This window comes from Pseudomonas hormoni, assembly GCF_018502625.1.
In the GTDB taxonomy this organism is placed as follows: Bacteria; Pseudomonadota; Gammaproteobacteria; order Pseudomonadales; family Pseudomonadaceae; genus Aquipseudomonas; species Aquipseudomonas hormoni.
Map to the genome: position 1 here is coordinate 4,764,093 of NZ_CP075566.1, position 22,837 is coordinate 4,786,929.

At 58.0% G+C, this 22,837-nt stretch carries 20 protein-coding genes; 5 read left to right on the top strand and 15 right to left on the bottom strand.

Features of this window, described 5'->3' with window-relative positions; all coding sequences use genetic code 11:
• Window positions 1–78: 78 nt before the first annotated feature.
• Genes KJF94_RS22175 through KJF94_RS22185 form a run of 3 tightly spaced genes read right to left on the bottom strand, consistent with a single transcriptional unit; the run spans window position 79 to window position 3,934 of the window.
• Entirely contained in the window at window positions 79–1,347 is a 1,269-nt protein-coding gene (locus tag KJF94_RS22175; protein WP_214384933.1) for an OprD family porin, read from the bottom strand.
• An 11-nt stretch (window positions 1,348–1,358) separates the two neighbouring features.
• Window positions 1,359–2,570 carry a benzoate/H(+) symporter BenE family transporter gene (locus tag KJF94_RS22180; RefSeq protein ID WP_214378805.1) on the bottom strand — a complete coding sequence of 404 codons (1,212 nt, stop codon included), beginning with the start codon at window positions 2,568–2,570 and terminating at the stop codon, window positions 1,359–1,361.
• The gene (locus KJF94_RS22185) at window positions 2,567–3,934 is read right to left on the bottom strand and encodes an aromatic acid/H+ symport family MFS transporter (RefSeq protein ID WP_214378807.1); all 1,368 of its coding nucleotides are present in this window, start codon (window positions 3,932–3,934) and stop codon (window positions 2,567–2,569) included. The genes KJF94_RS22180 and KJF94_RS22185 overlap by 4 nt, the downstream gene beginning before the upstream one ends.
• A gap of 231 nt (window positions 3,935–4,165) precedes the next feature.
• On the opposite strand from KJF94_RS22185, the gene KJF94_RS22190 reads away from it, so the two are divergent.
• The 5 genes from KJF94_RS22190 to KJF94_RS22210 all read left to right on the top strand — a co-directional run bounded on the left by KJF94_RS22190 (window position 4,166) and on the right by KJF94_RS22210 (window position 7,615).
• The gene (locus tag KJF94_RS22190) at window positions 4,166–4,792 is read left to right on the top strand and encodes a DUF1780 domain-containing protein (protein WP_214378809.1); all 627 of its coding nucleotides are present in this window, start codon (window positions 4,166–4,168) and stop codon (window positions 4,790–4,792) included.
• Complete coding sequence (locus KJF94_RS22195; RefSeq protein ID WP_214378811.1) at window positions 4,789–5,313, top strand: MOSC domain-containing protein; 525 nt, start codon at window positions 4,789–4,791, stop codon at window positions 5,311–5,313. The genes KJF94_RS22190 and KJF94_RS22195 overlap by 4 nt, the downstream gene beginning before the upstream one ends.
• A gap of 54 nt (window positions 5,314–5,367) precedes the next feature.
• Complete coding sequence (locus KJF94_RS22200; protein WP_003185543.1) at window positions 5,368–5,541, top strand: DUF3094 domain-containing protein; 174 nt, start codon at window positions 5,368–5,370, stop codon at window positions 5,539–5,541.
• Window positions 5,542–5,601: 60 nt separating this feature from the next.
• A complete protein-coding gene (locus KJF94_RS22205) occupies window positions 5,602–6,900 on the top strand; it encodes an NAD(P)/FAD-dependent oxidoreductase (RefSeq protein ID WP_214378813.1) in 1,299 nt (432 codons plus the stop codon).
• Between the two features lie 316 nt (window positions 6,901–7,216).
• Window positions 7,217–7,615 (top strand): HvfA family oxazolone/thioamide-modified RiPP metallophore, encoded by a 399-nt coding sequence (locus KJF94_RS22210; protein ID WP_214378814.1) that lies wholly within the window; start codon window positions 7,217–7,219, stop codon window positions 7,613–7,615.
• 84 nt (window positions 7,616–7,699) lie between these two features.
• On the opposite strand, the gene KJF94_RS22215 is transcribed toward KJF94_RS22210, so the two are convergent.
• From KJF94_RS22215 to hisH, 12 genes are all read right to left on the bottom strand, one after another.
• Window positions 7,700–9,697: a polysaccharide biosynthesis protein gene (locus KJF94_RS22215; protein WP_214378816.1), complete on the bottom strand. Its 1,998-nt coding sequence runs from the start codon at window positions 9,695–9,697 to the stop codon at window positions 7,700–7,702.
• Between the two features lie 51 nt (window positions 9,698–9,748).
• The gene (locus KJF94_RS22220; protein WP_375379837.1) at window positions 9,749–10,711 is read right to left on the bottom strand and encodes a UDP-glucose 4-epimerase family protein; all 963 of its coding nucleotides are present in this window, start codon (window positions 10,709–10,711) and stop codon (window positions 9,749–9,751) included.
• 7 nt (window positions 10,712–10,718) lie between these two features.
• On the bottom strand, window positions 10,719–11,846 hold the full coding sequence (gene wecB, locus KJF94_RS22225) for a non-hydrolyzing UDP-N-acetylglucosamine 2-epimerase (protein WP_214378818.1): 1,128 nt from the start codon (window positions 11,844–11,846) through the stop codon (window positions 10,719–10,721).
• The gene (locus tag KJF94_RS22230; protein WP_214384935.1) at window positions 11,839–12,849 is read right to left on the bottom strand and encodes a polysaccharide biosynthesis protein; all 1,011 of its coding nucleotides are present in this window, start codon (window positions 12,847–12,849) and stop codon (window positions 11,839–11,841) included. Before KJF94_RS22230 ends, wecB begins: the two co-directional genes overlap by 8 nt.
• Window positions 12,850–12,972: 123 nt before the next feature.
• A complete protein-coding gene (locus tag KJF94_RS22235) occupies window positions 12,973–13,833 on the bottom strand; it encodes a dTDP-4-dehydrorhamnose reductase family protein (protein WP_214378820.1) in 861 nt (286 codons plus the stop codon).
• 23 nt (window positions 13,834–13,856) lie between these two features.
• A complete protein-coding gene (locus KJF94_RS22240) occupies window positions 13,857–15,263 on the bottom strand; it encodes a hypothetical protein (protein ID WP_214378822.1) in 1,407 nt (468 codons plus the stop codon).
• A 6-nt stretch (window positions 15,264–15,269) separates the two neighbouring features.
• The gene (locus KJF94_RS22245) at window positions 15,270–17,693 is read right to left on the bottom strand and encodes a hypothetical protein (protein ID WP_214378824.1); all 2,424 of its coding nucleotides are present in this window, start codon (window positions 17,691–17,693) and stop codon (window positions 15,270–15,272) included.
• Window positions 17,694–17,730: 37 nt separating this feature from the next.
• Window positions 17,731–18,942: a glycosyltransferase family 4 protein gene (locus tag KJF94_RS22250; RefSeq protein WP_214378826.1), complete on the bottom strand. Its 1,212-nt coding sequence runs from the start codon at window positions 18,940–18,942 to the stop codon at window positions 17,731–17,733.
• A 3-nt stretch (window positions 18,943–18,945) separates the two neighbouring features.
• Entirely contained in the window at window positions 18,946–20,142 is a 1,197-nt protein-coding gene (locus KJF94_RS22255) for a glycosyltransferase family 4 protein (protein ID WP_250548188.1), read from the bottom strand.
• Between the two features lie 48 nt (window positions 20,143–20,190).
• Entirely contained in the window at window positions 20,191–21,312 is a 1,122-nt protein-coding gene (locus tag KJF94_RS22260) for an N-acetyl sugar amidotransferase (protein WP_284681133.1), read from the bottom strand.
• On the bottom strand, window positions 21,302–22,075 hold the full coding sequence (locus tag KJF94_RS22265) for an AglZ/HisF2 family acetamidino modification protein (protein ID WP_214378830.1): 774 nt from the start codon (window positions 22,073–22,075) through the stop codon (window positions 21,302–21,304). The genes KJF94_RS22260 and KJF94_RS22265 overlap by 11 nt, the downstream gene beginning before the upstream one ends.
• A gap of 1 nt (window position 22,076) precedes the next feature.
• The gene (hisH, locus tag KJF94_RS22270; protein ID WP_250548189.1) at window positions 22,077–22,691 is read right to left on the bottom strand and encodes an imidazole glycerol phosphate synthase subunit HisH; all 615 of its coding nucleotides are present in this window, start codon (window positions 22,689–22,691) and stop codon (window positions 22,077–22,079) included.
• Between the last annotated feature and the right edge of the window lie 146 nt (window positions 22,692–22,837).

The window sequence follows — 22,837 nt, forward strand, 5'->3', positions numbered from 1 at the left end:
TTTGCAGCACCGACTCGGTCAATTGCTCCAGCTTGACCTGCAAGCCGATTTTGTAAGTGGGTTGTTCTTTTTCAGGGGTCATAGCAGCGTCCACGTGTAGCTAAGGATCAGGCGGTTTTCGTCGATATCACTGCGGTAGTTCGAACGCGCCATCACGTTGCGCACCCGAATCCCGAGGCCCTTGAGGCTACCGCTCTGCAGCACATAACCAAGATCAAGATCACGCTCGCGATCCTTGCCCTCGAAGCCCTGCCCGGTGTCGACGTTGTTGCCGGAGATGTAACGCACGGTGCTGGTCAGCCCCGGTACACCCAACGCGGCAAAGTCGTAGTCGTAACGCGCCTGCCAGGAGCGCTCATCGGTGTAGGCAAATTCGTAGGTCGGCACCTCGTTGCCCAGCGGCGTGATGTTGGCAAAGACCCGCGGGAAAGCACTGTCACCGAACATTCCCTGATAACCGACATAAAACGTGTGGCCACCGCGCTTGGCCGACAACAGCGAGAAGAACGCCTGGTTATCGATGTTGCCCAGCAGCTTCTTGCCGTCTTCGCGCGAATCGTAGTAACCAAGGTTGGCACCCAGAATCCAGTCACCCATCGGCTGGCTGTGCTTGAGACCGAGAAAGCGCTGGTTGTAGATATCTTCCAGTTGTCCGAACCAGGCGCTGACCGAACTGCGTTTATCGTTGAAGGCGTAATCGGCACCGGCGAAATTGAAGCCATCACTGCTGACCTGACGCTGCGGAACATGACCGAGCATGGCCTGCATCTTTTCGTCGCCGGCCTCGTTGCGCAGGCTGGTGGTACTCAAGTGGCCACCCTGCAAGGTCAGGCCATTGATCTCATTGGAACTGATGCTAGCGCCCTGATAGCTGGGCGGCAGCAGGCGGATATCGCTGAACGCCAGCACCGGCAGATTGGGTTGCAACTCACCCACTTTCAGCTCGGTTCTGGAGTAGCGCACCTTCAACGCCGCTTCGAGACGGCTGTAATCATTCGCCGCGCGCCCGTCATCTTTGACGGGCAGCAAACCGGTATTGACCCGATCCGGGCTGCTGTCGAGCTTGAGGCCGAGCAGGCCGATCACATCCACCCCGAATCCAACAGGCCCTTGGGTGTAACCGGATTTGACGTTAAGGATGAAGCCCTGCGCCCACTCTTCGGCCTTCGACTGTTTGTTCGCCCCGACGATGTCGGAAAAGTCCCGGCTGAAGTAGTAATTGCGTGCTTGCAAGGTGGCCGTGGTGTCTTCGATAAAGCCGCTCTCGGCTGCCGTTGCCCCCGCAGAGAAACCCGAGGCGAGCGCCATGGACAACACTGAACCGGTTGTTGGAAGAATCTGTTTCATCATATTTTCTCTTATTTTTTTCGATCGACAGTTGGAAGTGCTTCAGCCGCCGCGCTTTCGCGACGGGCGTTTAACAACACGTGGGTGACCATGCCGAAAATCAGTCCCCAAAAAGCCGCGGACAAACCCAACAGCGACATCCCCGACGCGGTGGTGAGAAAGGTCACCAACGCGGCTTCGCGATCACTCGGCACCGCCATTGCGCCAGCCAACGCCCCGGCAATCGCGGCGAACAGCGCCAGCCCGGCGAGCGCCGCGATCAGTTCTTTGGGGAACGCCGAAAACAGCGAAACCAGGGTGGCGCCGAAGATCCCCAGCACCAGGTAACAGAGTCCGCCGACAACCCCGGCGACGTAGCGTTTGCCAGGGTTTTCATGGGTCTCGCGCCCGGTACAAATGGCTGCGGTGATCGCTGCCAGATTCAGTCCGTGACACCCGAACGGGGCCAACAACGCCGTGCCCAAGGCGCTGCTGGCGATGATCGGACCGGCCGGTGTTGCATAGCCGCTGGCGCGCAGCACCGCCATCCCGGGCACGAACTGGCCGGTCAGGGCGACCATCACCAGTGGCAATGCAATATTCAGGGTGGCGCTCAGGCTGAACTCGGGCGTGATCCACACCGGCGTGGCCAAGCCGATCACCAACGCTTCGCTGTGCAAATCGCCGGCGAGAAAAGCGATCGAGCAGCCCACCAGCAGCACCATCAACACCGCATAACGCGGCATCAATCGTTTGCAGATCAGGTACGTGGCAAACATCGCCAGCACCAGCAACGGCTTGGCCTGCAACGACACGAACAACCCGGTGCCGAAACTGAACAGAATCCCCGCCAGCATCGCCGCCGCAATCGCCGCCGGCAGTTTGCCGATGATCCGGTCAAACGCCCCCGACACGCCGACCAGGAAAATGATCAGGCTGCTGACCAGATACGCCCCCACCGCCTCCGACATGGAAATGCCCGGCAACAGCGCCACCAGCAACGCCGAACCCGGCGCCGACCACGCGATGATCACCGGCACGCGGTAACGCAGGCTCAAACCGATGCCGAGCACCGCGCTGCCGATGGAAATCGCCCAGACCCACGATGACAGCACTTCCCGCGACAGCTGCGCGGTCTCGGCGGCCTGGAAAACAATCACCAACGGGCCGGCGTAGGAAATCACCGTGGCAATGAATCCGGCGACCGCCGCCGACAGGGAAAAGTCCCGGACTAACGCCCTCATGAAGCTTCGCCGACAGACTCGCCCGCCGTACCGTGGCGCAAGTCCGCCAACGCCTGTCGGGTGCTGCGCTGGCTGCTGATGGCGAACACGGTCATGGCGATCGCGGCCACCGCACCGGGCAAGGCGAACGCCATGAAATTCAGTTGCAGCGGCAGGCTGATCCCGAGCAACGCACCGCCCAGCAGCGGGCCGACAATCGCGCCGTTGCGCCCGATGCCCGAGGCCCAGCCCAGACCGGTGGAGCGAATGGTCATGGAGTAGAACTGCGCGGCACAGGCGTACAGCAGAATCTGCGAGCCGATGGTGGTAGCGCCGGCCATGGCGATCAGCAGGTACAACACCGGCATCGGGCTGTTAAAGCCCAGCAAAGTGATCGACACCGCCGCCAGGGCAAAGAACACCGCCAACACCCGCGGCAGGTTCAATTTGTCGCCCAGAACGCCGCCGCCCACCGCGCCGAAAATGGCGCCGAAATTGAGCACCAACAGGAACGACAGGCTCGAGCCCAGGCTGTAACCGGCGTTGGCCATCAGCTTCGGCAGCCACGAACTCAAGGCGTAGACCATCAGCAGGCAGCAGAAAAACGCCAGCCACAGCATCAGAGTGCGCAGTGCCCGTCCCTCGCGAAACAGTTGCAGCACGGGGGTGCCGGTGCCCTTCACTTCGCTCATGTTCAGCTGATCGCTGGTCTGCGCGATGTACGCCGGATCGACCCGCTGAAGAATCGTGCGCGCCTCTTCATTGCGCCCCTGACGCAGCATGAAACCCACCGACTCGGGCAGGAAGTACATGATCAGCGGCAACAACACCAACGGCAGCACCGCGACGTAAAACACCGACTGCCAGCCGAAGCTCGGGATCAGCACGATGCCCAGTCCCGCCGAGAGCATGCCGCCCACGGAGTAACCGCTGAACATGATCGCCACCAGCGTGCTGCGGATTTTTTTCGGCGCGTACTCGTTCATCAGCGCCACGACATTGGGCATCACCCCGCCGATGCCCAGCCCGGCGATGAACCGGCAGATTCCAAACTCGGTGGGATTACGGGCAAAACCGTTGAGGACGGTAAAACCGCTGAAGAGCATCACGCAGATCGTGATGGCTTTCTTGCGGCCGATCCTGTCCGAGAGCGGGCCGAAAAACAGCGCGCCGAACATCATTCCAAACAATGCGTAACTGCCCAGCGCGCCAGCCTGCAAGGGACTGAGCCCCCACTCTTTCATCAGCATCGGCAGCACGACCCCGTAGATCACCAGGTCGTACCCGTCGAAGATGATGATCAGGGCACACCAGAACAGCACCATCCAGTGGAAGCGGTTGAATCGTGCGTTGTCGATAACCTCATGTACGTCAATCTTGCGCATGGCATTTATCTCTTGTTGTTTTTATAAAAGGCTCGGTAAAGCGGCTAACGTCCCGTAAAGCCGAGGGTAAAGTTGCCAGGCGCGGGGCAATATCCGCTTTGCGCAGACCGCTATCCGTTTTGTGCAATGCCCTGAACCGGGCGTGGGATGTAGAAATGTCGTGGCAGGCTTTTGCTCTTCTCCGACAAACTGTCTTCTTTGCGATCGCATTTGAACGCTAAGCTTGGGCCTATGGATGACTCAGATTATTTACGCCTGCTGACCATTGCGGCCGAGCAGGCCAACGCGTTCCTCTCCAATGCCCGCAAATGGGAGCGTGAGCGTTGGGTGTGCCAGCGCCTGCTGCAGGGCCTGAACATTCCTTACCGCGTCGACGAATTCGCCCCCGCCGGGGAGCCGCCGGACGTTTTGTTTCGCGATGCGAATTTCGAAGTGTTTTTCGTGCTCGACGAGGGCCGGCGTCTCAATGATGAGTGGCGCGATGAGCTGCAGCGGCGGCGCAGTGCGTTTTCCCTGAGTTCGCTGGTGCGCCGTGAGGCCAAGCCCAGACGCATTCCGGCCAATGAATTCCTGCTGAGACTGGCGCCGACCTTGCGCAAGAAAGCGCACAACTACAAAGAACGCGGCATGGACCTGGGCGAGCTGGACATCATCGCCTTCGCCAGCCTCAAGCGCGAAGTGCTCGACCTCAACAGCCATTTCCCGCCGCCCACCGAATACTTGCGCCAGGGCTGGCGCTCGTTGTCGCTGGTGGGCCCGACATTCGCTCGCGTGCTGTTCGCCCATCCGGATGCACCGGACTTTCTGCGCAGCAACCTGGGGCGCAGCATCCTCTTCGATGTCGGGATCAGCTTGTGAGCCCATTGCAGGAATTGCTTGCCGAGGTGCCGCAACAGGGTCGTGTCCGCTGGATCGGCGTGCGCCCGGAACCTCACGTGCCGATGATCGAACTGGAGGCCGTAGAGGCGCGGCTTGAAGCCGGGTTGACCGGTGATCGCGCTCGCCCTGGCGTACGCAACGCGCGGCAGGTCACGTTGATTCAGTGGGAGCATCTGCCGGTGATCAGTTCGCTGATGGGCCGGCCGGACGACCCAGTGTTGCCTAATGATTTGCGGCGCAACCTCGTTATCAGCGGTATCAACCTGTTCAGCCTCAAGGGCCGTCGCTTCAAAATCGGCCAGGCGATATTCGAAACCACCGGTTGGTGCCAGCCTTGCGCACGCCTGCAAAACAACCTTGGCCCTGGGACCTTTCAGGCCGTTCGCGGACATGGCGGAATCACCGCTCGAGTGTTACAAAGTGGAATCATTCGCCTGGACGATACAGTCAGCGTCGAGCCGATTCCGGCCAGCGGCTATGCTCCGTTCAACGTGGGGTAAAAACCCCTGTAGCTTCTACACATTCAGCAACGTCTACCCCTGACGAGGCCCGATATGACCAGCCGCCTGAACCCCGACGACCAGAAGCATGTCGAAGAGTACCTGCAACTGTCCCAGCACCGAGTCGAGCGCCGGCCTTTCCGGCCGTGGATGCTCCTGGTGGTGGTGTTGGCAGTGACCATTGGCCTGGGCCTGTTGAGCCGACTTATCAGTTACCTGACGCTATGAGCTGCTTCGCGCTCGCTCGGGTAATTGCACCGATTTCTTTTAGCCTTGCGAGATATCCCCATGACTCATCGTATTGTCATCGTTGGCGGCGGCGCCGGCGGTCTGGAGTTGGCTACCCGTCTGGGTAAGACTCTGGGCAAGCGCGGCACGGCCAGTGTGATGCTGGTCGACGCGAACCTGACCCATATCTGGAAACCGCTGTTGCACGAAGTGGCGGCCGGGTCGCTGAACTCTTCCGAAGACGAACTCAACTATGTTGCCCAGGCGAAATGGAACCACTTCGAGTTTCAGCTGGGTCGCATGAGCGGGCTTGATCGCGCGCAGAAGAAAATCCAGTTGGCGGCCACTTACGATGAAGCCGGCCTGGAATTGGTGCCGGCGCGTGAAGTGGCTTACGACTCGCTGGTGATCGCCGTCGGCAGCACCACCAACGATTTCGGCACCCAGGGCGCGGCGCAGCATTGCCTGTTCCTCGACACCCGTAAACAGGCCGAGCGTTTCCACCAGCAACTGCTGAACCATTATTTGCGCGCTCACGCCGGGCAAACGGATGTGGTGCAGCAGATCAGCGTAGCGATCGTCGGCGCCGGCGCCACGGGCGTCGAACTGGCCGCCGAGCTACACAACGCCGCGCATGAATTGGCGGCTTATGGTCTGGACCGGATCAAACCGGAGAACATGCACATCACCCTGATCGAAGCCGGTCCACGGGTGCTGCCAGCGTTGCCGGAACGCATCGGCGGGCCTGTGCATAAAACCCTGGAGAAACTCGGGGTCAACGTCATGACCAATGCGGCCGTCAGTGAAGTCACCGCCGACAGCCTGATCACCGCCGACGGCAAAGTGATCAACGCCAGCCTCAAGGTCTGGGCCGCCGGCATTCGTGCGCCGGGTTTCCTCAAGGACATCGACGGTCTGGAAACCAATCGCATCAACCAGCTGCAAGTGCTGCCGACCCTGCAAACCACCCGCGACGAAAACATCTTCGCCTTCGGTGACTGCGCGGCCTGCCCGCAGCCGGGCACCGATCGCAATGTGCCGCCGCGCGCCCAGGCTGCGCATCAACAGGCGTCATTGCTGGCCAAGTCATTGAAGCTGCGGATCGAAGGCAAGCCGTTGCCTGTGTACAAGTACACCGACTACGGCTCGCTGATTTCGCTGTCACGTTTTTCGGCTGTGGGTAACTTGATGGGCAACCTGACCGGCAGCGTGATGCTCGAGGGCTGGCTGGCGCGGATGTTTTATGTGTCGCTGTACCGCATGCACCAGATGGCGCTGTATGGCGCGTTTCGTACGGCGATGTTGATGTTGGGCAGCAAGATCGGGCGCGGGACTGAGCCGCGGCTGAAGTTGCACTAAAATCTTCGGCGTCTATTCGGGCCTCTTCGCGGGCAAGCCTCGCTCCTACAGGTCAGTGGTGATCTTGTAGGAGCGAGGCTTGCCCGCGAATGAGGGCACCTCGGTCCAGCCTGCAAACACATGTGTGTCTCACTGTATCTCCCCCCGCGATTTCGCCCCTTCGCTTACAAACTCCCCCTTGCGCGACACAGTAGCGATACACCCCGACCGTTAAATGGCCACATCCGGGCAAGGCACCTCGCCAGCTACGGTTATCGCCGCACTTACGTGGCGTCCTTTTTCGAACGGTTGTGTTGTGCAACCCAGGAGATTTGAAATGTCCCGTACCACCAAAAACACTATCGGTTTGCTCGGTGCTGTCCTTGCAGGCGGCATGATGTTGACCGGCGCCGCTTTCGCTTCGCAGCCTTTGACCCAGGGCTACCTGCTGGCCTCGGCCGAACAAGTGGTGAAGACCCCTGAAGGCAAATGCGGCGAAGGCAAGTGTGGCGATGCATCGATGGCAAAAACCGACACCGATGGTGACGGCAAGGTCTCTCGCGCTGAATTCCAGAAAGTTGCGCCGAAGTCCAACTTCGACAAGATCGACACCAACCACGACGGCTTCATCGACGAGCAAGAGGCTTACGACAACGTGAAAGCCAACTTCGAAGCCAATGGCAAGAAAATGCCAAAAGGCCTGTTCGAGCACCTGAAAGACCAAGACGGCGCCTAAGCCTACAAGAAAAAAGCCGCGCTTCTCGATCGAGAAACGCGGCTTTTTTTCGTCTGGCGGATTTACACCCAGCCTCCGTATCCGTCAAACGTCGTCGGAACAACCCGACTTCTGACGGCGCTCATGAATCAGGTCGACAATGTGGCATTCGGGTTCGTAGCCGTTGACCGTATCGCGCAACAGCGTGCGAACTTGCACATAGTCATCCTCCGCAACGGCTTCCAACAGCGCTGAAATCGCCTGTTTGAAGTCTTCCCACGGCAGATGCTCTTCGTCGGCGCGCATGATCATCGCGTGTTCGGTCGGGGACACGTTGTCACCGATCAGCAACTCTTCATAGAGCTTTTCGCCTCGGCGCAGGCCAGTAAACTCGATCGCAATGTCCCCATTCGGTCGCTCTTCGCTACGCAGGGAAAGGCCGGACAGGTGGACCATCTTTTCCGCCAGGTCGGCGATCTTCACCGGTTGCCCCATGTCGAGCACGAACACGTCGCCACCCTGCCCCATTGAGCCCGCCTGGATCACCAGTTGCGCGGCCTCGGGAATGGTCATGAAATAGCGGGTCATGTTCGGATGGGTCACCGTAATCGGCCCACCATTCTTGATTTGCTCGCGAAACAGCGGGATCACCGAACCGGACGAACCCAGCACATTGCCGAAACGCACCATGGTGAACCGGGTCGCGTTGGTGCAAGGCGCCGTGAAGTGCTCACCCAGCAGCAGCGGATTGGACTCGCGGCTCAGGGCCTGCAGTGTCATCTCGGCCAGCCGCTTGGTGCACCCCATGACATTGGTCGGTCGCACCGCCTTGTCGGTGGAGATCAGCACGAAGTGCTCGACCCCCGCCTGCACGGCCGCCTGCGCAGTCTGCAAGGTCCCGAGGACGTTGTTCAACACGCCTTCGGCAACGTTATGCTCGACGATCGGCACATGTTTATAGGCCGCGGCGTGATAGACCGTCTTCACGCTCCAGGTGCGCATCACATCCAGCAGACGCTCGCTGTTGCGAATCGAACCGAGGATCGGCACCAACTCCAGGTTCAGCCCCTCGCTTTGGATCAATCTCTCCAACTCGCTATGAATGCTGTAGAGATTGAACTCACTGTGTTCAAACAGAATCAGTGCCGTCGGTTTGCTGGTGAGGATTTGCCGGCACAGCTCGGAACCAATGGAACCGCCCGCTCCGGTCACCATGACCACCTGGCCACGAATGCAGCGCTCGAAAAGAGTCTGCTGCGCCGCAACCGAGTCTCGCCCGAGCAGATCGATAATATCGACTTCCTGCAGATCGCTGACACTGACCCGGCCATTGGCCAGATCCATAAACCCCGGAATCGTGCGCACGTGCAATGGATAAGACTCAAGCGCACTCAGAATCTCTCGACGCCTTGCACGTGATGCCGATGGAATGGCCAGCAACACTTCTGTTGCACCGGTTTCCTCGATCAGCTGTTCAATATCCTTGGACGGATAAACCTTGAGACCGGCGATCACCCGACCTGCAATGCTCGGGTCATCATCGATCAAGGCGACCGGACGCATCGCCTTCTCCATGCGCAGTGCTGCCACCAGCTGATTGCCTGCCGCCCCGCCACCATAGATGGCGACCCTGGTGGCGTCATCGTCCTGGCGCAGGAAAGGAACATGCTGTCCGGCGAGAAACCAGTCACCGAGAAAATACTGGCGCATGAACAAACGCAGGCCGCCGACCATCAACAAACTCAGCCACCAGTAATTGACGATCAGCGAGCGTGGTACCAGTACGCCAGGGCGGTACAAATAGACGTAGACCGTCAACAGCAGCGCCGACAAGGTCACGGCCTTGAAGATACTGAGCAGGGCATCGTTGCCGAAATAACGCATCACCGCGCGATACAGGCCGAGGTTGATAAAGATGGGGATTGCAATGACCGGCGCAGCCGCGAACAGCCACGCATAATCCCCGAAAGGATTCACGGGTCGCTCAATACCCAGACGCACGACAAACGCCAACCAGAGCGCCACCCAGACCAGCACTATGTCAATCAGCAACTGCAAGACGCGCTTATAGCTACGCGGCAGATTCAATAAACGCTCACGCATTACACGATTTCCCTTCGCTCGACTTACTGCCTGCAATCCACCCTCTCCCTGTCACACTCGCGGCTCCAGAAAGTCTTTCGCGGTCTTTGCCAACGCCCCATCCACACTGATCGCCGGGGTCCATTCGAGCAACGCTTTGGTTTTCTCGATATCAACCTGAAGCGACCCGCAGAGACGCTGCGACAAGGCCTTTTTTCCCAGCAGTTGCGCAGTGCCGCTCAACAGCCACATCGGCAATGGCAGCAAGCGCGCCGGCCGGCCCAAAGCCCGGGCCATACGTCGCAGCAGATCGCTGGTGGACAGATCCTCGTCGTCGCTCACCAGGAAAACCTGATTGGCAGCGGCGGGATGATGGATGCAGCTCACGATCAGGTCGACCAGATTGTCCAGGGCCACCAGGCTGCGCTTGTTGGTAATGGCTCCCAGCGGCAATGGCACGCCTTTATTGAGCCAACCCATCATGCTGCGAAAGTTGGCCTTCACCCCAGGGCCATAGACCAGCACCGGACGAATGATCACCACTTCCATACCGGTTTTCGCCGCCAGGGCTTGCAATGCCTGCTCAGCCTCCAGTTTGGAGACACCATAAGGATCCAGCGGAGCGGGCTGGTCATCGGCCGTATAAGGGTGGCCGGGCAGTGTGCCCTCACCGTTGACCTTGATCGAACTCAGATAGATGAAACGCCGGACACCGGTCTGGGCTGCTTCCTCCGCAAGACGTAACGTCCCCTGCACATTGGCCCGACGAAAGGCGGCCAGCGGATCGGCTTCGCGCTCGTTCATGACATGCACGCGGGCAGCACAGTGAATCACGGCTTCGACGCCCTCGAGCGGCACCTGCCAGTCGGTGTCCGGCTCAAGTCCGGACACCTGACAGACTTCCAGGCGGGGCGAGGACTGCGGCGGTAGCTGTCGATAGACAGCACGCACTGCAAATTGAGGATCAGTCAGCAGACGAGCCTGGACCGCAGACCCGACAAAGCCGCTGGCCCCCGTCAAAAGGACTCGCATCATAGTGGGCTCAAGCCTTGCTCCACACCGTGCGATTGATGTAGTCGGTGTAACTCAGGACAACGCGAACCACCTGCAGCGAAACCGGTCCGCCTTGATAATCCGGCACCAGTGGCACCTTGCGCTGTTCGCGAGAATGCTGGCTGGTCACCACCCGCACCGCATCCATCACGGAACCGCGCTTCAGGCCGCTCATGATCAGCGTACCTTCATCCATCCCTTCGGGACGCTCATGGGCGTTGCGCAGGGTGACGGCAGGCAGGTTAAGCAAGGACGCTTCTTCGGTAATGGTGCCGCTGTCAGAAAGCACACAGAACGCCGACATCTGCAGCTTGATGTAGTCCAGCAGACCGAAAGGTTTGACGAAGCGGATCAACGGGTGATCAAGGGATTCACCCAAGGCTTCCAGACGCTTGCGCGTACGTGGATGAGTCGAAACGATCAACGGGAAACCATATTGATCGGCCAGGGCCCGCAGGGTATCCAGCAAATCGCGCAGGTTGTCCGGCGTGTCGACGTTTTCCTCGCGGTGGATACTGACGATGAAGAACTTGTCCTGCTCGAGGCCACTGCGCGTCAGCACATCGGACAGCTCGATCTTGGGCATGTAGTGCTCGAGGACTTCCTGCATGTGCGAGCCGGTCTTGATGATCGTTTCAGGGCGAATACCCTCGGCGATCAGGTAACGGCGAGCATGCTCGGTCAGCACCATGTTGATGTCGCTGAGGTGATCGAGCACCTTGCGGTTCAATTCTTCAGGCACGCGCTGGTCGAAGCAGCGGTTGCCCGCCTCCATATGGAACACCGGAATCTTGCGACGCTTGGCAGAAATCACCGCGAGGCAGGTATTGGTGTCGCCGTACAGCAGCAAGGCGTCAGGCTTTTCCAGTTCGAAGATTTCATCGGACTTGGCAATGACTTCGGCGATGGTCTTGGCAGCCGTATCGCCGGCAGCGCCGAGGAAATGATCCGGCTTGCGGATTTCCAGGTCGTCGAAGAACACCTGATTGAGTTCGTAATCGTAATTCTGCCCGGAGTGCACCAGGACATGATTGACCTGGCGATCCAGCTCGGCGATGACCCGGCTCATCTTGATCAGCTCGGGACGTGTACCGACCAGCGTCATGACCTTAAGCATCGAGTTGCTCCTTGATGTAATCGAGTTTCAGCAACAGCTCCTTGATACCCGGTACATCCAGACGCTCGGTATTATGCGAGGTGTAGTCGTCGAACTCGGATATACGTTCCTCGCCCTCGACAAAGTACTTGTTGTAGTTCAGGTCACGGTTGTCGGCCGGAATCCGGTAATAACGCCCCATGTCCTCGGCCTTGGCCATTTCCTCGCGAGAAACCAGCGACTCGTACAGTTTCTCGCCGTGGCGAGTACCGATCACCTTGACATCGTTTTTCTTGCCGAACAGTTGCTTGAGCGCTTCGGCCAGGTCGCCGACTGTCGAGGCCGGGGCTTTCTGGACGAACAGATCGCCTTGCTGGCCGTGCTCGAAAGCATGCAGAACCAGATCAACAGAATCTTCAAGCGACATGAGGAAGCGAGTCATTTCCGGGTCGGTCACCGTCAGTGCGCCACCCGTGCGAAGCTGGTCGACGAACAACGGAATTACCGAGCCGCGCGAGGCCATGACGTTGCCATAACGGGTCGCGCAAATGACCGGGCCATTGGCCGGGATCATGCGCGACTTGGCGACCATCAACTTCTCGGACATTGCCTTGGAGATGCCCATGGCGTTGATCGGATAGACCGCCTTGTCAGTGCTCAACACCACAACCCGCTGCACGCCGCTGGCGATGGCCGCGTTCAGCACGTTCTCGGTGCCCAGCACGTTGGTGCGCACCGCTTCCATCGGATAGAACTCGCAGGACGGAACCTGCTTCAGCGCCGCAGCATGGAAGATGTAATCCACACCGACCATCGCCTGACGCAAGCTGTCGTAATCGCGAACATCGCCGATGTAGAACTTGACCTTGTCATTGGCCAGGGCGATACGCATGTCTTCCTGCTTCTTCTCATCGCGACTGAAGATGCGAATCTCGCGCACAGCGGTATTGAGAAAACGCTTGAGGACCGTATGGCCGAAAGAACCGGTGCCACCGGTGATCATCAATACCTTGTCGTCGAACATGTAAACCTTCTGAATCATGGGGCTTCGCAACGAAGCGCAATTTAAGATAAAGCCATCTAGCTCGTCGGCTACAAATTACCCAAAACGTCTAGCAGCACCAACAACAGTCAAAATCACCAATATTCAACGATCCGTATTCATCCTGCGAATCAGCTCTGGCCAACCCGGCGCCACGTAGCCAGTTGCCTCACGAAAACGTGAACCGTCCAGCGAGCGATCAATGACCAGTGCATCATCGGGCCGAATATCAATCTGCTTGCCGTACTCAGAGGCGACCAAAGCCAGTAAATCGAACTTGGCGATAGGCTCGGCAGCGACATGATACAGGCCATTGAGACTCAAGTGAGGAACGACGAAGTCTTTCATGACCCGCGCCAGTTCAACCGTCGGCAGCCCGGAGAAGATCGCCTTGGTAAATCCCTTTGCGCTCCCCTGCTGGGACAGGAACCAATCGACCAATGCATGGCTCGAACCCAGCTCATGCCCGATGATCGAGGTACGCAGCGTGATCGCATGGGGCAAATCATGCAGCTCACCGATGTACTTGGACTTGCCATACAAATCTTCTGCATCCGACGTATCGGACTCCAGGTAGCCACCCTTACGCCCGGAAAACACGCAGTCGGTGCTGACATGGATTAGCCGCGCACCGCTCAGCTCGCACAACCGGGCCAGCCGATGCGGCAGCATTGCATTAATCGGCAGAGCGGTGAGCGGATCCTTTGCATCGGCCAAATGCTTGATCAGCCCGACACAGTTAATCACCACATCTGGCCTGACCCGGGAGAATGCCGCCGCCAGCGCATCCTGGTCGAGCGCATCTACGCCAACCAGCAAACGCTCATGCGCTTGCAACGGAAAATTCCGGAGCGCCGACGCACTGCGCAGCGTACCCCATGTTTCATGGTGTGCATCAGCAGAGAACACACGAAAAACAGCATTGCCGAGCATGCCGGTAACACCAAGAACCAGAACCCGTGCCATGAATCGTAAACCTTCTTAAAATTTCAAGTCTTGTAGGAATAGCGCAGAAATCTATCAACGGAAAATAGAATCAGAACATTCAACAATATGGAGCCGAACAGCATGTAGCTTTGCAATGGTACGTAACCAAAGCTGGTATAGCGAAAAGCTATAACCTGCGCTATCAACGCACAGAACACCAGGTTCTTTCCACCCAGCCGGTAAACCATGTACTCAACAAACGCTGCAACTACTGAGAACGCAAATACTGCGCAGAACAAAAAGAGATAGGACCCAGGATAAAACAGAAATGCGATATATCCTGGCAAGGAAACGAAGTGCGTGCCATCACCGCGGGAGTTATCGTAGGAAGACTCCACAAAATGCTTGTCATAAAACGAGTTAACCGTTTTATCGAATTTCTCGGAAAGTGCCTCTTTGAACATCGGCCAACCTTTGTCTGTTGAACCCACCACAGACATGACACCTTCCACACCCACCCAGCGATCAAGAAAAAGAGTGGACGTTTGTTCTACAACCGCTCCTTCACGCTGAGCCGGGGTGTAATCAGTATAATAAGTTTTAGCCCGCAAGTAGTTGACAGACAACACCGATGCGACAAATAAGGTACCGAAAACCACTACAACAAATCCCGCCAACCCTAAACGCAAGCGAGGCTCTTGCCGCCGAAACTGCGCCACGGCACCATACATCAAGGCAGACCCGTTGAGGATCATACCTCGACTCCACAAGGAGACATTGGACAATGCCACCTCCAGGAGAGCGATGACGATTGCGACCCAATAACGATCTCGGTTCAATTCGAACTCAAAACGCAAGATGATTGCAGAAACGGACGCCATCCCAAACATCAACAACCAGGCATAAACACCATTAAGCCCGAAAGGCAACTTCACCCGTTCAACCAGGCCTCTCTGGTAAATACCGAACCATGCATTGGAAATGCAGACGGCCAACACAGCCAAAATAAAGGCGGTCAGCAGTGCGATTCGATATTTTCGATAAAAAGCATACAACCCGGTATAGGAGATATCCGGCATCGTATCGGGATAACTAAAAAAGAAGCGCTGACGAATAAACCGCACGAGTAAAATTGCCGCCAGAGCACAGCAAACTACCAGTAACACCTGATCCAGCGAAGCGGGGCTTGCGTCGAAAGCACCTACCGAAATGTTGAAACGGCCATGGGAAAAAGCTGTGTGCACACTGAACTTCAGCCAGAAGCCGATCCACAGCAAGACACCAATGAAGGAATCGAAAAAAATCGCACCGCGACCGAAGCCAAAGAACAGAACCGCCGTCGAGAGCACAGTGAACAGTATATAAACCCATGCACTTCCCTGATATTCGGCCAATGCACAGGCACCGATAAGCGCAATTCCCGCTAATACGAGTAGCCAAGTACCTTTAATCAGAATATCCCAGCGCATAATCCCTCAGACAACATTTCCACTAACCGTTGAAAGGCGCGCTCTTGGCAGAGAAATCACCGCCAGCAACAAACCCCATAAAAAGAACATGATTACACCAGAGTACGGTTGGCGCAGACCGACTTTGAAGGCACTGTCGACTACCAGCATGAAAATGACCACCAGCGCCAGGCCCATGTATGGGCTGTGCGCCCAAAAATCCCGCCACCGCCGGCATACGAGCACAAGACTATACAGAGCCAGCGCGATTAGCGGCAACAATCCCAGTAGACCGAAGTTGTAAGCGAAATCGAGATAGTAGTTGAGCGCACTGGGGTACAACCCCCTCTCTGGCGACGTAGCATGACCGAAAAGGGCATTGGTCCAACTCGCGGAAATGCCATCGATATAGAACATCCAACTCTCCAGATAACCGACCCGTCCCTCGAGCGCCTGCATGGAAAGATCGGTCGCCTCTGATAGCGGTGTTGGCACTTCTGCCTGCGACACGTAGTGCATGTACAGGAACGACAGCAGCGCCCCGCACACCGCCAACAGCGGTACGACCAGCAAAGATGCCAGGCGTCGCTCTCGCGCCCCTTGCTGCGCAACAAAGCAGAATACCGCCAGCACGAAGAGTAGCATCGCAAGCAGAGACCAGGACAAAATCACATAGCCGCCCATCAGCAAGGTCAAGGCGCGCAGCCATCCATCAAAACCCGCACGCCCCCAGAGCGTGAACAGCGCCAGCACGAAGGCCGCAACAAACAACAAGGAAGCATACTGCAGGTGTTGATAGATACTAAAGATATAGACAGAGGGCGAAAGCAGTACATCACCTGAAGTTAGAGTCGCCAGTAACTGCAAGGGTACTACCGTCAGCAGAATGAATAGCGCGGCCTTGGCAACCAACGTCAGCGCTCCTTCACGCATGCCAAACTGCTGCCCAAGCACGAGAGCGAACATCGGCAGGATGTACTGGATCAGCAATATCATCTTCTGACTCCCCCCTCCGCTCGTGTCCAGACCCAGCAGCAGACTGGTCAATAGCATGCCAATGAAAACGAAAAACAGACTCAGCAATGCCAGGCGCGCGTGCGAGTAGCGACCGAGCAACACCATACCCAAGTAACAGGCCAGTACCGACAGGGGAATCGGTAACAAAGCCAGAACCCCTCCGTGGCTGAAACTATGGGACGGATCATGGAAAATCCCGCCATTGAGCTGGAAAAACACGGGCAGAAATATCACCAGCGCGATCAGCAACAGCAAGTTTTTCTGCGTGAACCAGCCCGAATCACGCCAGGAAAGCAGGCCGTGACGTTCGCTGGCATAGAACACCCAGGACAGGAGTGCACCCAGCAAGTACAGCAGCGCCAGAGCGTTGACACCGATCCCGTAATACAAGAAGGGGATACTCGCTATCAGCAGAATGTTCGACAACATGTCCGAACCGAACACATCACCTCCGGCCTCATCCTGGAGAATGCGCAGACGGATGCGCTGTGCCAGCACCATCACGACCCCCCCCATCAAGGAGCAACCCACAGCCAGCCAGAAGAGCTGGTCCTTCTCCGTCCAGTCCAGCAAATGCGGAATGCTCCACACCCCGGCCACCAGCACTAAACCGGCCAGCAGCATGACGACCAGCATCAGATTGAACATCTTGACCAGACGCCCTGGACCTGCCGAGCGCCGCTCGTGCCGCACCATGGTCGGACCCAATGCCTGGGAGAAAACCGCACCGAGAATGCCGCCCAAGGCAAAGGCCGAAAACAGATCGCCGGCCACCTGCTTGTCCGCCACCAACAAGATGAACAGTCGGAACACGTAAACCGACACACCGATAACCGCGGTCGAACCGAAGTGCGGCAACATAAGCCGAATGCTGGAAAACAGCGGTACGCCACTGCTCAGGGCACGCTTTGGAAGCCCAAGGCTCATGCATCCAAGCAACGGCGACAGAGCCCAGAGCAACGTCATGGGTGTAGACAGAGGGCCATCGTTTAGCAGCGCCAGCAGCAGCGCCAGGCTGAGACAGCCCTGGGTAAGCAGGAAGCGGATTGCTGCGCGTTCCTGGTGACGCAACTCCTGTTCACTGAGAAAGATTTCAGCCAGCCATTCCGCAGCGCGACGCACCACCAGCAGCAGAACAAACAACCAGCTGCTATCCACAACCCCGGCACACAGCATCCACGCCAGCATGCCCAACGGCAGCAGCAAAATCAGGCGTAGTCGAAGGATCCCGGGAGCATCGATAGCGCCGGACTCAGAGAGAATCAGACTGCGCGCATTGCCGGAAAACGAGTAGAACAGCGCAACCGTGGCACCGTGGATAAGTCCGAAATCCGCCGCCAGAGCGGACTTTCCGAACAGACTCAGTCCGATCATGACCACCATCATGGCGAAGGTGTTCGCCATGAAGGCGACGGGGAAGACCATCACACGCATTATCTATTCCTTAAGCGGGCAGGTTCGCCCTGCGCCGTCAGCGCTGCAACAACTCGACCAAACGGGTCACTTGACTGTCCATCTCAAAATGCGCATCGAAGTAGGCCCTGCCCGCCTCCCCCATGACCGCTCGCTCAGCCGGCCCCAGCGCTTTCATGCGTCGGATATTGGTAACCAGCGGCAACACCTGTTCGGCAGGCGAGGTCAGCCCCGCTCCAGCTTCATAGACCACCCTAGCACCCTCGCCGTTCATACAAGCGATAATCGGCCGTCCAGCGGCGAGGTACGCCTGAATCTTGCTGGGGATAGTCTGGGCGAAGGCTTCTTCATCATTAAGCGATACCAGCAGGGCTGATGAGCGTTCGAAAATCGCAGACATTGCCTCCATCGGAAAGCGCCCTGGCAACACCAGATTGTCCAACGCCAGCGCCTGCTGCTGCGATTTGAGCCAGTCCAGGCGGCTTCCGCTGCCGACCAGCACAATGCGGATATCCGGTTCATCGCGCAGCTGTTCCGCCGCCTGTACCAGCGTATCCAGGGCCTGGGCAGTGCCCAGATTGCCGGCAAACACCACACAGAAGTGTTGTTTGAGCAACGCGTCCAGCTCCAGGGGAACCTCCACCACCGACCGCTCACTACGCACATCCATAGAGTTGGGGTAGTACTGAATCTTCTCGCGTGCGGCATAGCGAGCCACCGGCTCGACGAAAGCGCGCGACTGCACCAGCAGCGTGTCGCAATGGCGATAAATCGCCCTGACCATCCAGCCCACCAATTTGAGCAAATGCCGATTGCGCACAAAACCGGTGGCAGACAGACTTTCCGGCCACAGATCCTGCACCCAGAGCGCCAGATGCGCCTTCTTCAGCCACTTGAGGGGAATGGCCGGAATCGCCTGGGTGACTGGCGAGGGTGCGAAGACCAGGATCGCATCGAATTCGCGCTTGCGCAGCATCCAGGGCAGGTAAAGCAACCCGGCGAACACGAACGAAAGGTAGTTGAGAATCAGGTTCTTCGCCCCCCCTTTACCGCGCGGCCACAGTGGCACACGCAGCACCTCGATGTGCCCCTCATAGCGTTCTCGCTGAGTACCCGCCGCGCGATAGCCTTCAAATACGTTGCCATCCGGATAGTTGGGCTTGCCGGTAGTAACCACAACGTCGTGCCCCTGCTCGGCAAGGGTCCGCACGATATCGTTGATGATGAAACTTTCCGGCCAGAAATACTGGGACAGCATCAGAATTCGCATGACTCAACGACTTGCCTGTGATGAAAGAATATGCCGATAAAGATCGAGCATACGCACGGCATTGGCTTCGATCGAGAATGTATGTTCCGCCCAGCTCCTGGCTTGCGTACCCAGCTGCCGGCGCCAGAGCGGAGCCTCGGCCATCCGCTGCAGGGCATCGGCGATCAGCGTCGGATCTGGCGTCGGCACCGCCAACCCCGTGACTTCATGTACCAGGGCGTCGGGCACCGGATCGGTCACCGCCACGACGCTCGGAACGGAATAGAAAGCCGCTTCAAACACCGGCCGGCCAGCCGCATCCAGGTGCGAAGGGAAGCAGAGGATATCCAGTTGCGGGTAGAGCGTGCGGACATCGCTCACGAATCCGAGCAGCTTGACCTGTTCCTCCAGGCACTCACGCCGGATCAGCGCTTCGAGCTCGGCACGCATATCCCGCGCGAAGCCGAATTTCCCGAGCACCCAAGCCTTGAAACCAGAGAGCTGGCGCGCGTTCTCGCCAGCGACCAGGCACTCGATACGTACGCCTCGCCCCTTGAGAATACGCATCGCCTCGACCAGCTCGAAGATGCCTTTGAGCGGAATCAGCACCCCCAGAAAACCGACCCTGACCACCTCGTCATCACCCCTGGGCTCCGAGGCCGGGATTTGCCCGGCGACCTTGAGCCCGTTATGGATGATGCTGAGCGGCAAATTCGGCTCGAGCGTTGCGGCCACCGTATGGTCGATCGCCACTACGGCGTTGGCATAACGGCGTAAAAGGGCGTTCACCCAGCGAGTACGCAAGCCGGCCCCCGGCTTGCGCTGCAATGAGCGGACATGTACCACCAGCGGCACGCGCAGCATCCACTTGGCAACCACCGCAAGAGGCAACAGGGTGACTTCGTTGACGTGGATCAGATCGAAAGGCTCACGGCGCAGGCGCCACAATCCGAGCAGCGAGAACGGCAGCAGGAATAGCTCGCGCAGCAGGATGAGCCAGCGCACCTTGCGGTAGTAACCGTAGCGGGTGTTATCGAACTGACTCAGCCCCCTGACCGCTTCTACCTGCAGTCCTGCCTCGGCAAAGGATTGGCAGACCGGCCCAGCGGGCGTCAGCACAGTGCCGCGCACTCCTGCGCCACGCAACATGGCATACAACTCGATCAGGCTTTTCGAGGCACCGCCAAACGCTGCCGCAGGGTGCAAAAACAAGACTTTCAAAAGAAAAACCCTTAACAGATCAGAGCCGACAGGCCTTATCGAACAGACTCAGGAAGAACGCTTCATCTGATACAGCTTGCGGATAAAGTCCCAGGCAAAGCGCTCGCTGGGATAGGCGTCGTGCGGCTTGGCCGACCTTTGCAGGTAGGCCTCCAGCTGGCTCTCGGTCCATCCCATCTTTTTCAGGAAGTACTTGCGGTCACGATCAAGCTCTTCAGACGAGGCATAAGGCGATTGCTGCAGGTGCGACAGTGCCTGCTCGCGGGTCATCTGCCCACTCATCACCAGGGTCGACAGATGCAACTTGCGCTTATCCACATCGAACTTCTGCGGCAGGATGTAACCCTGATAGAAGCGTGTGAATACCGACTCATAGTGCTTGTACGGATAGCGCTTGTAGGCGTATTTGTCTTCAAGCAAGTCCAGCGCCGCGTCCTTCTGGTAATCATAGAAATCGAGAAACGACACCCATTTGATACCGCGCAATACACGGTTGTAGATGTAGCCCAAGGTTCCCATGATCGGGAAGGTCTTGATGCGCACTGCATTGCGACGAGCGATCGCCTTGATGTTGCGTTTATCCCACTTGCGCCAGTTCCAGTCTTCAGGCATCGGCATGCCCTCGGTTGCCGAATTGCTTCCCGAGAGGATGTACTTGATGCCGTAGCGCCTGGCTTGTTCGTAGTTCACCGCCAGCATGGCGTTGTCGTAGAGAAGCTCAACGTCAATCACGTCCGCGTCGAAAAACGACTGCATCAGCCCCTTGTACTCAGGCCAGTCGATAACATGCGTGTACAGGTCGACACCCAGGCTGGTCACCAGGTTCTTGATGTTGTTGACCGCCAACTCGGAGTTCCAGTTGTTGTCCATGTGCACGGCCAGTGGTCGAAGACCCTCGGCCAATGCCAGATGGATTACATAGGAGCTGTCGACGCCACCGGAAAGCCCGATGATGCAGTCGTACGGCTTGCCCTCACCGGCTTTTTTCACCTGCTCGATGAAAGCCTTGCGCCGCTGCGCACGTTCGGTTTCCTGAGCGAAAACCACGCCGTTGACGCGCTCCTGGAAATATGTACAGAAATTGCAGATGCCCTGTTCATCAAAAGATATACCGGATGCACTGTCATCCATTACGCAGCGGGTACAGACCCTGTGTTCTTTAGGATACATCTTTACCCCTGAAAAGCGACTCGAGCTCTGAATATTTTGGATAGCTGATGAGCACCGCACGGTGCGGGCCCTGAAGCACAAAGAGGCTTCCGGCAGCAACGGCAGAGGCGCCAGCCTTGGTCGCCTCTACAAAGTCCTGCAGTCCGGCCGCACCACCGAGAGCAATCAGTGGCACATCCACTGCCTGTGCAGCGCTTTGAATCAAGCGCAGATCATACCCTTGCTGCATGCCATCACGGTCAACCGAATTCAACAGCACTTCGCCGGCACCCGCCGCGACCAGCTCCTTTAGAGCCGACAGCCAGTCATCTCCGATTGAGCGACGCGCCGAAGACGACCACAGGCGATAGCGCCCGAGCCAGTCCCGCTTGACGTCAACGGACACCACGACGCTCTGGCTGCCAAAGCGCTCGGCGATCTCGGTGACCAGCCTCGGATTGCCCAGCACGGAGGTCTGCAGGATAACTTTCTCCACCCCGGAAGAAAAAATTCGACGTGCTTGCTCGATCGTGGAAATACCACCGCCGTAACCCAATGGCATGAAGCACTCTGCGGCGATGCTCTCGATCAGCGCGTAGTCGGGCTCACGGCCCTGACGGCTGGCATCGATGTCGAGCACCACCAGTTCGTCCACTTCCTTCTCATTGAAGATACGGATGGCATTGACCGGGTCACCGACGTACTTGTGCTTGCCGAACTTCTGGGTCTTGACCAGACCACCCTCGCGCAGCAGCAACGCGGGTATCACACGATGCTTGAGCACGTCACACCTCGAGAAAATGTCGGAAAAGTTCCATGCCGAACCTGTGGCTCTTTTCCGGATGGAACTGGAAGCCCCAGATATTCGCCCGCCGGAACGCGGCGACGAACGTTTCACCGTGTTCGCACTGCAGCAGGACATCATCGGGATCAGCGCATTCAACCCGGTAAGAGTGCACGAAGTAAAAACGTCGCGGGCTTTCCGATGGCGGCAACAGAACATCTGCGCGCATCTGATGCACTTCGTTCCAGCCCATGTGCGGCACCTTCAGCGTTACATCTTCCGGCCGGAAACGTTTCGCATGGGCATCGATCCATCCGAGTCCGGGCAATTGCCCCTCCTCGCTGCCACGGGTCAGCAATTGCATGCCCAGGCAGATGCCCATGATGGGCACCTGGCGTTCGAAGACCGCTTGCTCCAGCGGCGCGACCCAACCGGCATCGCGCAGGTTGCCCATGCAATGATCGAAGGCCCCTACACCGGGCAGGATGAGCTTGCCAGCATCGGCCAATTGCTCGGGCGAGTGGATGATCTGCGCCGCTGCGCCGACATGCTGAATCATGTTGACGACCGAGGCCAGATTGCCGCAGCCATAATCGATCACAGAAATTTTTTGCACGGCCAGTATTCACTATCGAATTAGGTTGCTTCGCTTTCAGGCCAGTACCACCCTGCATCAGGCCCGCTCAAAGCGAGGCAGGATACCCTGTTCTGATCCATTTTGCCGACCAGCGAGGCCGGGAACCCAGGCCCGTTCTTCTGGGA